We start from the raw sequence: 14501 nt of genomic DNA, 5'->3' as shown, positions 1-14501 counted from the left end.
CAAGATCTCTGACGTTATTTTTTTTTAGCAATCCATTCTACTTCAGATAGTTCCATGGTCTGCTCACTAATGGCCTGGAAGGTGAGAATAAGTGAGTCTCTTTGCCTTTTGCTGTTATAAATTTCTTGCTGCTTGTATAGAAGGTCTTTTTGAGAAGAGAGTATTTTTTCAATTTCAGCTGCCTGTTGCATTTGAGCCTTTATATTAGACTGAAGTTGTTTCTGATAGGGAGACTGAATCAGGTATTGATAGTTTTGGTAAAGATGTAAATATTTGTGAATACAGGTCCTGCATGTCTTCTAGGATTAGTATAGAATTCAAGTGTTGCAGTCGAGCATAGGAACTATCTTTTAATGTTTGCTGCAATATGATTTTGACACCTTGCAAATCGTTGTAAGATATATTATTGTCTATTATTCCTAACGGTTCATGAAGTTGTACGGCAGATCCTTCTGTTACAAGAGGTATGTAATTACCAGGCACTCTTGAGAAAACTTTAACGGGAGGTGTTATGGTCGCAATATCTATATCAGACTTTAACACGGTAGGGTATCTAATTATGGCAGCCATTGAAATAAAAAAGATGACAACCACGAAGAGAATACTTATACCGTAGCTCTCGTACCATGTTGGAATAATTTCTACCATGTCTTCAAGTGGGTGGATTTTAGCTTTCTCTTTCATAGCCCTAGCTCCAATTGGTTTTTAATCAAATGATAATACCCACCTTCCAGCCTAATCAAGTCATCATGAGAGCCTTGTTCTATGATATGGCCCTTGTCTAACATAATTATTTGATCCGCATGCCTCACTGTGCTTAGTCTGTGTGCTACTATAACTACTGTCTTTCCTTTAAAAAAATCGCTTAGGTTTTCAGTTATTTCTTTCTCATTATTAGCATCCAAAGAATTGGTGGCTTCATCAAAGAAAATGAATTCAGGATCTCTATAAGCAGCCCTGGCAATAAGTATTCTCTGTTTTTGACCTTCACTAAGCCCAATTCCATCAATGCCTATTACACTTTGATAGCCCGAAGGCAATGATGATATGAAGGAGTCAACATTGGCTAGCTGGGCCGCTTTTTGTAGTCGTGCATGATCTACCAGATCGGAGCCGAAGGTGATATTATTGGCTACTGTATCAGAGAAAATGTAGCCCCCTTGTAGAACGGCTCCACATTTCTTTCTCCAGGAAGAAGCGGTTATACCGGCTAAGGGAATATTGCCCAGGTGGATGCTGCCATTATCGGGTTCTATAAATTTGAGTAATAGCTTTATTAATGTGGTTTTACCACTGCCACTTGCTCCTACAATGGCAGTAACTTTTCCTGAAGGGATATTGAGAGAAATATTTCTTAGCGCGGCTTTATTTTGTGCTTTATTATATTTAAAAGTGATGTTAGATACACTTAGAGAAGAATTAGATATAGAGTTAAAATCAGCCAGAGAAGGCTTTTCTCTATCCTCTGTTTCCATCAAAAAAATCTCATTGATCCTTTTGAAACTTATTTGAGCATCTTGCCAATTTCTGAAAAAATCAATGAATTGCACCACGGGGTTATTTAGCTGTCCAGTGATGTATGAAATGGATAACATCATTCCTAAGGTAAGTTCACCTTTAAGTACCAGACTGGCGGATACAGCTATAATCAGGATGTTTTTTATTTCTCCTAAAAAAAGAGTGCCACCTTGTTGTGATTGTTCTATGTTTAAACTTGAAAAGTTGAGTTTAAATAAACGAGCTTGTTTTTCTTGCCAGTCCCAGCTTTTTTCTTTCTCAGCTCCATTGAGTTTAATTTCGAACATGCCCTGCACTATTTCAATAAGTGCATTTTGATTCTCCGATTGTTGTAAGAACTTTCCATAATCAACTTGCTTTCTGCGGCTCATGAAACCAAAAATCCAAATGGTGCTTAATATTGTACCTATGAAAAATATAAGCGCTATTTTGAAACTGTAAATCACTAAGACTATAGAGAAGACAATCAGATTGATAGATGAAAAAATGGCGGCTATTACAGATTTTGTAAAGAAAATTTCAATTCGTTTATGGTCTTGCATCCTTTGCATAATATCCGCTGTTTTGCGGGCATCAAAAAATGAGGCGGGAAGTGCCATGAGTTTCTCTAAAAAATCCGCCAATAAAGATATGCTTAAGCGACTACCAATATGAAGTAATACCCTGGTTCGTATCATCTCCACCACCATTCGACCGGAGAATACCATGAGTTGTGCCAAGCAGATAAGGTATATAAAGTTGAGATTTTCTGTTTGTATGCCCGTGTCTACAATCGCTTGAGTAAGAAAAGGTAAAGCCATTCCAAGCAGGGTAGCTAAAAACAGACCTAAAAATACTTGTGTAAAGAGTTTTTTATATCCTCTTAAGTAATGAAATAAAGAACCTATGTTATTTTTCTCTTGGTTATAAGGTTGCTTATAAAATGAAGGTAGCGGTTCAAGAAGAAGAGCGACCCCTGAGTCTTTCTCAGTTATCTTCCAGTGCTTCATGAATGAATCTCTTTTAAGCTTAACCTTTCCTTTACCGGGGTCGGCAATATAAAAATGTTGGTTCTTGGTTTTATAAAGTATTACATAATGTACCTGATCCCAGTGAATAATAATAGGTAGTGGAGCTTTTACGAGCTGTTCTTCTGTAAGGTAAGCTGCGAAAGACCTGAAGTGTATTTTTTCTGCCGCTTGCATTATTCCGGCTAGTGAAGCACCATCCCTATCTATGTCTGACATTTGTCGCAGCTTTTGTAATGGTACAGACCTTCCATGGTATTTGGCTACCATGCTGAGGCATGCTGCGCCGCAATCCATTACGTCTAGCTGTCTTACAAAGGGGAATTTCATAATCATCAATATAACTGCAACATTGTTGCAATAATGATAAATCATTTATATAATTGCAATAATGTTGCAATTAAAATTAATCTAAAAATATGAAAAACCCTTACTTACTCTATTTTCTTGTTGTTTTTGTGTTTTTTGTTACATCATGTAGCAATGATGATTCGGGAACTCCCAATCCTGAAGAGGTGCAAATAGAATTGCTTAAAGGCTCTTGGAGAGCAACACAAGTGACGCTTAATGAAACCGATCAGGATGGCTGGGATGATTTTGAAATTGAATTTACCGAAGAAACATACATAACTACAAATACTCAAACTCAAATTTGGCCAGAAAGCGGATCATGGCACTTTGTCGAAGGTAGTCTTAATCAGATGGAAAGGGGAGATGGTATCGTCATTGATTTTCAAGTGACCGGAAGCGCTTTAACAATGACGTTTATGTTTAGTAGCACTCATTCAAGTGGCAAGTTAAATGGACTAGACGGTGTTTATGCCTTTCAGTTTCAAAAGCAATAAAAATATAACGAATTGATATGATGAAAACTCTACTCTTTAATAAATACCTTAAGCTATCTTTTTTAACCGCCTTTCTATTTATTCACTGGAATCATATTCAAGCGCAGGATAACAGTTGGAAATGGCAGCATCCATTTCCCGTAGGAAATAGTCATTTTGATGTAGCTTGGATCAGTGAAGAGACTTTTTATGTTTCTGGAACAAAAGGACAGTTTATAAAAACCTCTGATTTTGGAGGGTCTTGGGAAGTGTCTCATCTGCCTACAGAAGCTACGGTAAGAGAGATAGATTTTATTAATGAATCTAAGGGTTGGGCTGTTACTGACAATGGCCAAATCTGGGTTACAGAAGATGCAGGAACTAATTGGACTTTACAGTACGAAAATGCAGAAAGCCCAACCTTGCGTGATATTTATTTTTATAACGAACAAATAGGCTACGCTGTGGGTGATGCAGGCTATGTAGAGAATGTGTTATTTAAAACGGAAAACGGAGGGGAAGATTGGTCTAAAATTACACTTCCATTAACTGCAGGAGCCTCTTTTTATGGCCTCTTTTTCTGTAAAGCGGTAAGCCAGGATACTGTTTATGCAGCAGGCTGGGACAATACCTTTTTTAGGAGTTATGACGGAGGAACTACATGGAACACCATCTCTTTACCAGCTACTGCAGGTGGTTTTTATGAAGGAGCTTATTTTGTTAATGAAAGTACAGGGTTTATAGTTGGCCCTAGCGGATATATTATAAAAACTACGGATTCAGGCGCCACTTGGTCTGTACTTATGGGAAGCGCAGAGTCTTCAGATTATTTCACTGAAGCGTATTTTTATGATAATATGAGAGGATGGGTCAGCAGCTTTGAGTGTCTGTACACTACTGAAGATGGTGGAGCCACTTGGAGTAGTAATTGTGAAAGTGATTATGGTGGCAGCCGAAAGTCTTTCATTCAATTTGATACTGAGGGTAATGGAATTGCAGTGGCTTCCTACGATATATTAGTAACGCATAATGGAAATGATTTTGAGAAGGTTTTGCCTATTGACTCCATTAATGATTTGTATAGCATCAGCAATGCTAATGATCATTTATATATAGCGGCCAGTGCAGGCGAAATTTTTCATAGCACAGATAAAGGTCAGCAATGGCAGGTGATGAGTACTCCAGTGAATAGCGCCTTACATTGCGTACAATTTGTGGATGACAACCACGGTTGGGCTGCAGGAAATGATGGAATAGTACTAAAAACGGAAGATGGAGGCAATAATTGGCAACAAGTGGAAGTAGGTTATGAGGGCAATTTTAGCGATATGTATTTATGGTCTAGAGAAGAACTTATTTTAACAGGAGCTACAGGTACTATCATAAAAACTTCTGACGCAGGTGCTAACTGGAGTGTTGGTAATATTTCTGCAGAAGACAACCTTAATGCTGTCCATTTTGTAAGTGCAGATACTGGTTATGTAGTGGGTAACACTGGGCTATTAGCCATGTCTACCGATGGCGGATATAATTGGGAATTGCAAGATCCAGGTGTTCTTTCTCATTTGAATGATGTATTCTTTGTAAGCAGCTCAACTGGATATGCGGTAGGAAGGTCAGGTATTATTTCCTATACAGAAAATGGAGGAGGTCTATGGATTCCTCAGGTAAGCGGAGTATCTGCTACGCTTAATTCTGTATACTTTTCAGATGCTAACCATGGTTATATTACTACTTCAGGGAATGTACTTGCAACTGATGATGGCGGGAAAAACTGGAATATCCAACCCACACCTTCAGGAAATACACTTTTAGATATTTATTTTAATGATCAGGGACAAGGTTGGGCAGTAGGTACTGCAGGCAACATTCTTTTCTACGGTGAGCACATTACTGGTGTAGAAGACTTAGGCCGAGGTGTGACTACGTTGGAAACAGTAATATATCCTAATCCAGCTAAAAGCAGAATTCATTTTAAGTTGCAGACTTCTTACAGTGGGCCTGCTGTGCTGATAGTAAATAGTCTTAATGGAAATAAAGTAGTGAATACTAATATTAATTTTCAGGATGGAGAGTACCTATGGGATATCACGCCAGAGCTAGAAAATGGAGTGTATGTAATACAACTGAGGTTGGCAGGCGAGGTGCAGAGTAGCAAATTAATCATTAACAGATAAAGCTATGAATAGAACCATTAAATTGCTGTTTGTAGTATTGGCTATAAGCTTGACGTCCTTAGTAAATGCTCAAGACTTAGATACATTAACTAACCTTTCTGATACTGTGGAGCTATATGCTCCACAGTATTCTAACCCCGGAGAATGGGGGTATATATTAGGGCAAAACTCGTCTTACCGTCAACAATTTGCGGAGAAGTATTATATAGAAGGCTCAGGTGTAGTAAAAGGAATGGTTGTACACCTTTCTGGCAACTATAACCACCCTAATAATTACGTGGAATTCAATGTTTACAATGTGGCGGCTAATGCCCTTCCCGGTAATAGACTGGGAGGTAAACAAGTTCTCTATAAAGACCTTGACCTTAGCGGAAAAGCCATGCATGTAGCTTTTAATACTGCCATAGCTGTAAAGGATTCCTTTTTTGTTACTTTCAATGTCTTAGATTATTTGCACGGCGGCTATGATGGAGATACGCTCGGTCTAATGATGGGAGAAGAAGGGTCTCGCTCAGAACAGGATCTAAATAGTTTTGGTAGAAACGCTGTACAGGCACATAACCATACTAAAGAAGATTGGAAAGATTTTTATACTCAGAATTTCACTCCTATTGCTACTCATTTTGCACTATATCCAATAGTAGAATTTAACACCATTACAGCAATAGATCCCCTGGTGAATAATGTGGATATAAAGTTATTCCCAAATCCAGCAAGAGAACACTTTTGCATAGCGTCAGATACGGAAATTATTCAGTTAGAAATTTATGACTTGAGAGGAAAGTTATTTTATCAAGTCTCAAAGAATGGAGTAAAGGAGTGTGTGAATACTAATGATTGGCCTCAGGGCAGTTACATAGTGCGTGCTATTACTCAAACAGATCGAATTTATATGAACAAAATAATCATAAAATAATATGAGAAATATAGTTATCCTTTGCATTCTATCTACTGCTATTATTTTTTCATGTGGTGATTCTGAAACCCCTTTACCTGAACAGCCGGAGATTAACGTTGTACAAGTTCATCCTCATGTGGAAACCCTTGAGATATGTGGAGAGAATGATCCTCGGTCTATAGCTCTAACCTCTGCAGATACTTTAGCCATAACTTTTAATCTAAAAGGACAAAATGGTCTTTCTCAATATAAAATAGATTTGCATAGCAATTTTGATTGCCACACACATGGGAGAATTAACCAAGCTCCCTGGTATGTCTTAAAAGTGGAGGAAGTAGAAGGCTCAGAAGCTACTGTAGATGAAAGGTTAATCGTGCCTCAGGATGTGCAGGCGGGTAATTATCATTTTATGCTTCAGCTATTAGATCAGAAGGGAAATGAAGCTGAAGCAGTACTTTATAGCCTACAGGTAAAAAATGTAGGAGATATTCAAGCTCCTAATATGCAATTGATAAACCCATCAGAGCCTCCACTCCAGTTAGTAAAAACTGAGCCAGTAGAATTTTCCTATGCAATATCAGATAATGAGCTTCTATACGGAGGCAGAGTAGATGTAACTTATATAAGCCCTTCTGGACAAACATATACAGCTGCTCAATATTATTTCACTCAAGCAGATGGAGAGGAATTTACCTATAACTTCAATTTTGATTTTCCTACGTTACCCACTAGTGGTGAATATACATTTATGGTAAAAGTGTATGATGCCACAGGTAATGTAACTGAAGAGAGTTTAGAGGTGATTATTAGTGATTAAAGTGAGTCGCTCTAAACTTAAAGTCTGTTTTTCGGCTAATATTATTGTCATTTTTCTGATGGTCTTCAAACCAGCATTTAGTCAAACCGAATTTATGATTAATGGAGTGGTATTGAATAGTTCTAATCAGAAATTAGAAAATGCTGTGGTTCAAGATCTTACTAGTGGTAAAACTGTAATTACTGATCAATCAGGGGCATATGCTATTCATAATTTATCTTCAGGAAGGCATACTCTTGTAGTGAGATTGCTAGGGTATGAGAGTCAAAGTGATACTGTAGATATAGTCAGTTATTCCACCAAAAAAAGATTTTATACTGATTGAAAAAACAGAAACATTACAAGCTGTAGAAATTACTGCAGATGCTCATGGGGTGCATACTCATGCTCCTTTGGTATTCACGCTTACATCAGATCAGGTAGACAGACAGTTTTTAATGAAAAACCAGGGTAATACTTTAATGAACACTATAGAGAAGCTACCTGGTGTAAGTTCTATAAATACGGGAACTGGTATTTCTAAGCCCGTAATAAGAGGAATGAGCTTTAATAGAGTAATTGTTAATGAATACGGCATTAAGCAGGAAGGGCAGCAATGGGGTGTAGATCACGGCTTGGAGTTAGATCAGTTTGGAGTTGAAGAGTTAGAGGTTATCAAAGGGCCATCATCAGTAATTTATGGATCTGATGGTGTAGGAGGGGTGATTAATATTAAGAAACCAACCATTTCCCCTCATGATACATTAAGAGGAGACATCATGGTGAACTATAAATCTAATAATAGCTTGATAGGTTCATCTGCCTCAGTAGAAACCGTAAAAAATGGTCTTTGGCTCAAGGGAAGAGTAACGTGGCAGGATTTTGCCGACTACCAGGTTCCGGCTAATGAATTTCTTTATAATTCATATACACTACCCATTATTGATCAAAAATTAAAAAATACGGCGGGGAATGAGTTAGATTATTCAGTTCATACAGGCATCAAAAGAAAATGGGGTTATACTACTATGTATTTGTCACGTTATGGACAGAAGGTAGGCTTTTTTTCGGGAGCTTTTGGTATGCCTCGAAGTTATCAACTGCAGGATGACGGTAATAATAGGGATATTCAGCTACCTTATCAAAATATAGATCATTGGAAGTTGATATCTAACACAGTTATTTTTAACAATAAAAGTACCTGGATGATAGATATTGGTTATCAACATAACTTAAGAGAAGAACATTCTTATCCACATTCTCATGGTCAGGGGCCTACGCCACAGGGAACTTTAGCATTACAGTTAAGCTTAAAAACCTATTCCTATAATCTCCGATGGAACTATGATATTTTAGAAAATTGGCATCTTTTTGTAGGCAGTAACGGGCAAGTAAAAACCAACACCATAGATGGCTTTGAGTCGCTTATTCCTGAATACGAAGTGAAGCAGACAGGTATTTATGTACTACAGGATCTCAGAATAGCAAAAAAACTCTACTGGCAATTGGGAGCAAGGTGGGATTTAGCCAGACAAGAGGCACAGGAAACAAGGTTGCCCATATACAATGATGATGCTTCCATAACCGATTATTCTATAAGAAATACGCATATTAGTAAATCATATAGCATTCCTACGTTATCATCAGGGGTGGGTTTTCAAGCCTCACCTAAGAACAGTTTTAAGTATAATGTTGGTACTGCTTTTAGATTCCCTTCAGTCCCTGAGTTGGCTTCTAATGGAGTGCATCATGGTACTTTCAGACACGAAGTGGGAGACTCTGAATTGGATGTGGAAAAAGGAGTGCTGCAGGATATTTCCTGGCATAATCATCAAAAAAGGATTGACCTTACATTAGCCGTGTTTTATTATAATTTCAGTAACTACATTTACTTGAGGCCCTCTTCTAATTTTTCCACCTTACCAGAAGCAGGGCAGGTTTATGAGTATTCTCAGGGAAGGGTAAACATTACTGGAGGGGAGCTAAGTGCCACCAGTTTGGTGTTTAACAACCTCACTTGGATGCTTACCATGGAGTATGTTTGGAATAAGAATTTGGATCTCAATTATCCATTGCCATTTACTCCACCCTTTCATATTCTTAGTGACTGGGAATACCAATTTAATGTAAGAAGTGAAAGAGCCAAACCATGGATAAGGTTATCAGCTGAAACATTTTCGGATCAAAACAGAGTTGATCAAAATGAAAAAAGAACGCCTGGACATTATCTGGTTCATATGGCTTTAGGTGTTGAATTTCAGCTGTTTAATCAGCTGTTTGAATGCCAGCTTCATGTTAAAAATCTTACTAATAAGTATTATCTCAATAACATGAGTAGGTATAGAATCCTTAATCTACCCGAACAAGGAAGGAATATTCAGGTATCTATAAAGTGTTCACTTTAAAATGAGTTAAAAAAAGGCGTATATTGATTGCTACCTGTTAAATACCGATATAGCCCTTACCGCTCATAAGACCATCTCACCTTTTTTAATATTAAATGCAAATGTGTTGCATTTAATGCTTTCTAACATTAACATTGTCCTAATATGAATTTTTCAAATGGGAAATATCCAATAGATAAGTCTTTAGGTAGTTTCCACATATAGATATTAAACTGTTAAGGCTTATGCTAGAAGCAATCAATTTATCAAAGAAATATAGAGAGCATCATGCTCTTAAAGGCTTAAACCTAAAGGTGTCTGCCGGAGAAACTTATTGTTTGTTGGGTCAAAATGGAGCTGGTAAAACTACTACTATTAATCTTTTTTTAGGCCTATTAAAGCCTTCAGGAGGTAATGTCTTAATAAATGGCGAAGAGGTGAATATGAGAAATAGCAGTACCAATAGCATGATCGCTTATATTCCTGAAGTGGTACAGCTTTATGGTAATTTGAATGGCTTAGAAAATTTGGAATTTTTTAGCAGGCTGTCAGGTCATAAACATAATAGAAGGTGGTTATCTGCATTGCTTTCTAAAGCAGGTCTTCAGGAGCATCATCATACTAAAAAGTTATCTGGTTATTCTAAAGGCATGCGGCAAAAAGTAGGAGTAGCGATAGCACTGTCAAAAAATGCTCAGGTAATATTTATGGATGAGCCTACCTCAGGTTTAGATCCTCAGGCCACAGCTGAGTTTACAGCCATTTGTAAGGAGCTGGTATCTGAAGGTAAAACTATCTTTATGGCTACTCATGACATATTCAATGCTGTAAACGTGGGTTCCAAAATTGGTATCATGAAAGAGGGGGAGCTTATTCATTCTGGAGAAACTGCGAGGCTAAGTGCTAGTCAGTTACAAGACATGTACCTCAAAACTATATAATAAAAGCATTATTAAGGTAAATAGTAGGTGATATTGTCACTAGTCATGTAATATTTCAAATATGAATAAAGGTACATTGCTTATTATAGCAAAACAGTTTTGTCTGGGTGTATTTAAGTCAAAAACCATTTATCTGTTAATACTTACGTTGTTAGTATTGTTGGTAATAGCAGCCCGAAGTGGTGTTGATTATTATGATCAAAACCATTATAGGATTGATCATCAACAAATGGCTCGTGAAAGTTGGGAAAACAACCCAGATAAGCATCCTCATAGAATGGCTCATTTTGGCACTTTTGCCTTCAGGCTGAAACACCCTTTGAGTATTTTTGATTTTGGAGTTGAAAGTTTCACAGGTAATGCCGTATTTCTGGAAGCTCACAAGCAAAATGTGGTCAATTTTTCAGAAGCTAGCTTTTCCACAGGTCTATTGCGCTTTGGTGAGCTGAGTATGGCCATGGTATTGCAAACCCTTTTGCCTCTCGTTATTTTCTTTATTGGGTATTCGGCTATTGTAGCTGATAGAGAAAATGGTACTCTCAAAATTTTACTTACCCAGGGAGCCAAATGGGAGGAGATCTTATTCGGTAGGGCACTAGGCTTGGCAAGTATAGCCTTGGTATTTTGGTTGCCCTTTTTAATCACTATTTGTTTGATATTCTTTACTGAAGAACATGTAGCACATGATGATTGGGTAAGGCTGGGGGTTATAACCATCACTTATACAATCTTTTGTTTTATTTTATCTTTCATTACGATATACATATCGTTAAAAAGTGCTTCCTCAAAAAACGCTCTGGTAAAGTTATTAGGGTTATGGTTATTAATGGTTATTCTGGTACCAAAAACCTCACAGGCCATCGGAGCTTATGTATATGCAACTCCATCTAAACTTGAGTTTAGAGCCGCCATAGAGCAAGATGTACTGAAATTTGGAGATAGCCATGATCCAAATGATCCTCATTTTTCAGCTTTGAAAGATTCGGTGCTTAAGGCTAATCATGTGAAAACAGTAGAAGAGCTACCATTTAATTATGGGGGTTTTGTAATGGGGCAGGGGGAGAAAATTAGTGCTGACATATATAGTAAACACCATAAGAGTTTATTGAATCAATATAGGAGGCAGAATCAATTGACACAATGGTTTTCTATTATTAATCCTTTTCTGGCACTCAAAAACCTCTCTATGTCACTTTCAGGAACTGATTTTGAATCTTATGTTCATTTTCAGCAGCAGGCAGAAGACTATCGTTATCAATTAGCTCAGAAAATGAATGCCCTCCAAATGAAATACATACGCTCTAAGTCTACAGATACTGAAAAAGGCACTATTGTAAGCAGGGATCAGTGGAAGGCATTTTCTGATTTTCAGTATACGAAGCTCTCTACCACAGAAGCCCTTTCTAATGTAAATGTCTCTATCGTATCTATTTTAGGTTGGTTATTACTATCAATTACTCTTTTAGTTTACGGAGCTAAAAAAGCTACAGCAATATGAAATTATATGTATTAATATTCAGACAATTTATTAGAACCAGAATTTGTCAATTGGGGTTGTCTATGGTATTGGTTTTAGGCATTATCAGTATTTTGATAGGAAAGCAATTTCTTGAGGGCCAACAAGAAATAGCTGAGCAGGTGGTACAACAGCAGTATGATCATATTGAAAGAAATGTAGAGCTGCATAATGATAATTTAGGCTTGCTACTCTATTATTTAAAGTTTGCCATCGTAAATAAAACCAATCCTTTGGCAGCACTTTCTATTGGGCAAAAAGATGTGAATCCTAGTGTTCAGAATGTAACTATTCTTGCCTTAGAAGGTCAGAAGTACGATACAGATCTAGTTAACCCTGCCACCTTATTATACGGGAATTTAGATTTAAGCTTTATTATTGTCTATGTATTTCCGCTGTTGGTTATTGCATTTAACTACAATCTTTTATCTGAGGAAGAAGAGGGGGGCACATGGAGAATGGTGAGTGTGATGTCTGCTTACAAGTGGAGATATTTATTTTCTAAAATGTCGGTACGGGCATTTTTACTGTATGCGGTTGCCCTAATGCTATTCCTAATTGCGGCATTAGTGTTAGATATTCCTTATAATTTGGCTTTTAGCAAAACTGTATTAACTGCTATACTTTACATCACTTTCTGGTTTGCTATAGTCGCTTTAATCATCTCTTTGAGACGTAGCTCTAATTTTAATGCCCTTACATTACTTTTTTGTTGGCTAATATTCTTAATTCTTGTTCCTGCTGTGCTTAATAATATTATTGTAAATAAATATCCAATACCTGAGGCCTTTACCACCATGATAAAGCAGCGTGACGGATATCATGAAAAGTGGGACACCAATAAGCATAAAACAGTAGAGAAATTCTACCAACAATATCCTCAATTTACCAAGTATGGTTATCCATCTGAAGATGTAAAGAGTGATTGGTTGTGGTACTATGCTATGCAAAATTTGGGGGATGTAGAATCTAGACAAGAGAGTGAAATGCTAGAAAGTAAAGTGATTACCAGAGAACAAGTAAGTAGAAACTGGTCTCTTTTGGTTCCGTCACTACACGCGCAACTCGTATTTAATTCATTAGCGGGCTCAAGTATGGAAAATCATTTCAAATTTTTGAGATATACCGAAAGGTTTCATGAAAAAACCAGACTGTATTTATACCCAAAAATCTTTTCAAATCAGACGGCCGAACAAGTTGATTGGTCCCGTTTTAAACCTGAACATATTGATTTTGAGGAAGATGTTAGCTGGGGTAGGCTGCTATCGCCGTTTATAGGAGCTATTTTACTTCTAGGAGTTGCTAGCTTTATTAGTTTTAGACGTTATAGCAGCTAAGAAGCAAAGTGGACTTTTCTTCATACGCACTAATCCACTTATTCCAAAGAAATTCTATCCCCTCTTCATGGGGGCTAGAAAAGAATTAATGGCTATAAGATAAATTAATGAATACAATAGGTTTGAGGTTTAATGATTCCTATAGGGGGAGCAGGAAACGTTATCTACTAGCTGGTTTTTAAATATATTTTAAGTTCTGATTGTAGTTAGTAATATTTAATTATATCGACAGGAGGAGTATCCAACCGGCAGTAATTCCATTCTATTACCGTCTCATATTAATTTCTGATGCAAATGAAATTCAAATTCCGTGCGAGTTGCGAGCATGGCCACTTACCGTTAGGTCAAGATTCAAATGTATACATTTGTACATCTTGCTGTGGCCACCCCAACAGGCCACTCACACATAAAAAGGGAGGGTATATATAAGTCGTATAATCATATCTTTTACCTGCTCCAGAGAATCAGTCATCATTTCTTAAATGCCAGTTCATATTAATATACAAAGTATGTCAAGGGCAGTAGGGAAGGGCTGAGCTTGGCACTGTTTATATACCCTTTACAGGCTTTGTATTGTGATATATTTTTGCGGTTAGAAATGTGAGCAGGTTCCGAATCACTGTATAGAAACTGAGCGAGGAAAGAATAAGTGTATTGACTTACCCAGGGGAGTGGGCGGGTAAGTAAAAAGGCTTGTTGTGCGAGGTTGAATGGGGCGATTGCAGGAACGGAAAGAGTCTTATTCAGCCTGTAGGTTTTATTAAAAAGCGAGGGATAAAAATAAGGTTAAGCCAGTATGCCCTGTGGCTTAGGTAGTGAGACATTCTGGCTTAATCTTATTATGCGTTTTGAGAAGGTGGTGAACGAAGTGTCGTAGTGAGGCAGCTTTGAGAAATGGGGCGATTATTTCCAAAGTGTTAGGCAATTTATTGACAATGCTTGAATAAGGGAAATGGGCTACTGGAGTAGTATTTGAAGTTATGATAAGATCAGCCCATTTCGATATTTGACTAGTTGGTGAGGTATTGTAGTGATAAGGTAGTCGATGAAGTACTGGGAGAGTATTTCTTTTATTGTATAAATTAAATTTTTTCTATTGTTTA

At 37.3% G+C, this 14501-nt stretch carries 12 protein-coding genes; 9 read left to right on the top strand and 3 right to left on the bottom strand.

The features are described from left to right. Positions 1-14: 14 nt before the first annotated feature. The 3 genes from LVD15_RS26425 to LVD15_RS26415 are packed head-to-tail and all read right to left on the bottom strand — an operon-like array spanning position 15 to position 2855. Entirely contained in the window at positions 15-191 is a 177-nt protein-coding gene (locus LVD15_RS26425) for a hypothetical protein (protein ID WP_233778189.1), read from the bottom strand. Between the two features lie 13 nt (positions 192-204). Further along, complete coding sequence (locus LVD15_RS26420; protein WP_233778188.1) at positions 205-684, bottom strand: hypothetical protein; 480 nt, start codon at positions 682-684, stop codon at positions 205-207. After that, complete coding sequence (locus LVD15_RS26415; RefSeq protein WP_233778186.1) at positions 681-2855, bottom strand: peptidase domain-containing ABC transporter; 2175 nt, start codon at positions 2853-2855, stop codon at positions 681-683. Before LVD15_RS26415 ends, LVD15_RS26420 begins: the two co-directional genes overlap by 4 nt. A gap of 89 nt (positions 2856-2944) precedes the next feature. Here LVD15_RS26415 and LVD15_RS26410 point away from each other — a divergent pair, with 89 nt between their 5' ends. The 9 genes from LVD15_RS26410 (at position 2945) to LVD15_RS26370 (ending at position 13398) form a co-directional block, all read left to right on the top strand. Continuing rightward, positions 2945-3370, top strand: a complete 426-nt coding sequence (locus LVD15_RS26410; protein ID WP_233778185.1) for a hypothetical protein — start codon at positions 2945-2947, stop codon at positions 3368-3370. Positions 3371-3387: 17 nt separating this feature from the next. After that, a complete protein-coding gene (locus LVD15_RS26405; RefSeq protein ID WP_233778184.1) occupies positions 3388-5526 on the top strand; it encodes a YCF48-related protein in 2139 nt (712 codons plus the stop codon). Between the two features lie 4 nt (positions 5527-5530). Then, complete coding sequence (locus LVD15_RS26400) at positions 5531-6442, top strand: T9SS type A sorting domain-containing protein (protein ID WP_233778183.1); 912 nt, start codon at positions 5531-5533, stop codon at positions 6440-6442. A 1-nt stretch (position 6443) separates the two neighbouring features. After that, positions 6444-7241, top strand: a complete 798-nt coding sequence (locus LVD15_RS26395) for a DUF4625 domain-containing protein (protein ID WP_233778182.1) — start codon at positions 6444-6446, stop codon at positions 7239-7241. Between the two features lie 94 nt (positions 7242-7335). After that, positions 7336-7566 carry a carboxypeptidase-like regulatory domain-containing protein gene (locus tag LVD15_RS26390; RefSeq protein ID WP_233778181.1) on the top strand — a complete coding sequence of 77 codons (231 nt, stop codon included), beginning with the start codon at positions 7336-7338 and terminating at the stop codon, positions 7564-7566. 49 nt (positions 7567-7615) lie between these two features. Further along, positions 7616-9625 (top strand): TonB-dependent receptor, encoded by a 2010-nt coding sequence (locus LVD15_RS26385; RefSeq protein WP_233778180.1) that lies wholly within the window; start codon positions 7616-7618, stop codon positions 9623-9625. Positions 9626-9849: 224 nt separating this feature from the next. Then, positions 9850-10545: an ABC transporter ATP-binding protein gene (locus LVD15_RS26380; RefSeq protein ID WP_233778179.1), complete on the top strand. Its 696-nt coding sequence runs from the start codon at positions 9850-9852 to the stop codon at positions 10543-10545. Positions 10546-10606: 61 nt separating this feature from the next. After that, on the top strand, positions 10607-12043 hold the full coding sequence (locus LVD15_RS26375; protein ID WP_233778178.1) for an ABC transporter permease: 1437 nt from the start codon (positions 10607-10609) through the stop codon (positions 12041-12043). Further along, entirely contained in the window at positions 12040-13398 is a 1359-nt protein-coding gene (locus tag LVD15_RS26370; RefSeq protein ID WP_233778177.1) for a DUF3526 domain-containing protein, read from the top strand. The genes LVD15_RS26375 and LVD15_RS26370 overlap by 4 nt, the downstream gene beginning before the upstream one ends. Positions 13399-14501 lie beyond the last annotated feature (1103 nt).

It is taken from the genome of Fulvivirga maritima (assembly GCF_021389955.1).
In the GTDB taxonomy this organism is placed as follows: Bacteria; Bacteroidota; Bacteroidia; order Cytophagales; family Cyclobacteriaceae; genus Fulvivirga; species Fulvivirga maritima.
The sequence above is the reverse complement of the archived record's forward strand: the minus strand, read 5'-3'. Positions and strand labels throughout refer to the sequence as shown.

What these genes read in the sequence shown, in the direction of transcription:
- LVD15_RS26425 (WP_233778189.1), bottom strand. Translation starts at nt 191, where the DNA reads ATGCAACAGGCAGCTGAAATTGAAAAAATACTCTCTTCTCAAAAAGAC.
- LVD15_RS26420 (WP_233778188.1), bottom strand. Translation starts at nt 684, where the DNA reads ATGAAAGAGAAAGCTAAAATCCACCCACTTGAAGACATGGTAGAAATT.
- LVD15_RS26415 (WP_233778186.1), bottom strand. Translation starts at nt 2,855, where the DNA reads ATGAAATTCCCCTTTGTAAGACAGCTAGACGTAATGGATTGCGGCGCA.
- LVD15_RS26410 (WP_233778185.1), top strand. Translation starts at nt 2,945, where the DNA reads ATGAAAAACCCTTACTTACTCTATTTTCTTGTTGTTTTTGTGTTTTTT.
- LVD15_RS26405 (WP_233778184.1), top strand. Translation starts at nt 3,388, where the DNA reads ATGATGAAAACTCTACTCTTTAATAAATACCTTAAGCTATCTTTTTTA.
- LVD15_RS26400 (WP_233778183.1), top strand. Translation starts at nt 5,531, where the DNA reads ATGAATAGAACCATTAAATTGCTGTTTGTAGTATTGGCTATAAGCTTG.
- LVD15_RS26395 (WP_233778182.1), top strand. Translation starts at nt 6,444, where the DNA reads ATGAGAAATATAGTTATCCTTTGCATTCTATCTACTGCTATTATTTTT.
- LVD15_RS26390 (WP_233778181.1), top strand. Translation starts at nt 7,336, where the DNA reads ATGATTAATGGAGTGGTATTGAATAGTTCTAATCAGAAATTAGAAAAT.
- LVD15_RS26380 (WP_233778179.1), top strand. Translation starts at nt 9,850, where the DNA reads ATGCTAGAAGCAATCAATTTATCAAAGAAATATAGAGAGCATCATGCT.
- LVD15_RS26375 (WP_233778178.1), top strand. Translation starts at nt 10,607, where the DNA reads ATGAATAAAGGTACATTGCTTATTATAGCAAAACAGTTTTGTCTGGGT.
- LVD15_RS26370 (WP_233778177.1), top strand. Translation starts at nt 12,040, where the DNA reads ATGAAATTATATGTATTAATATTCAGACAATTTATTAGAACCAGAATT.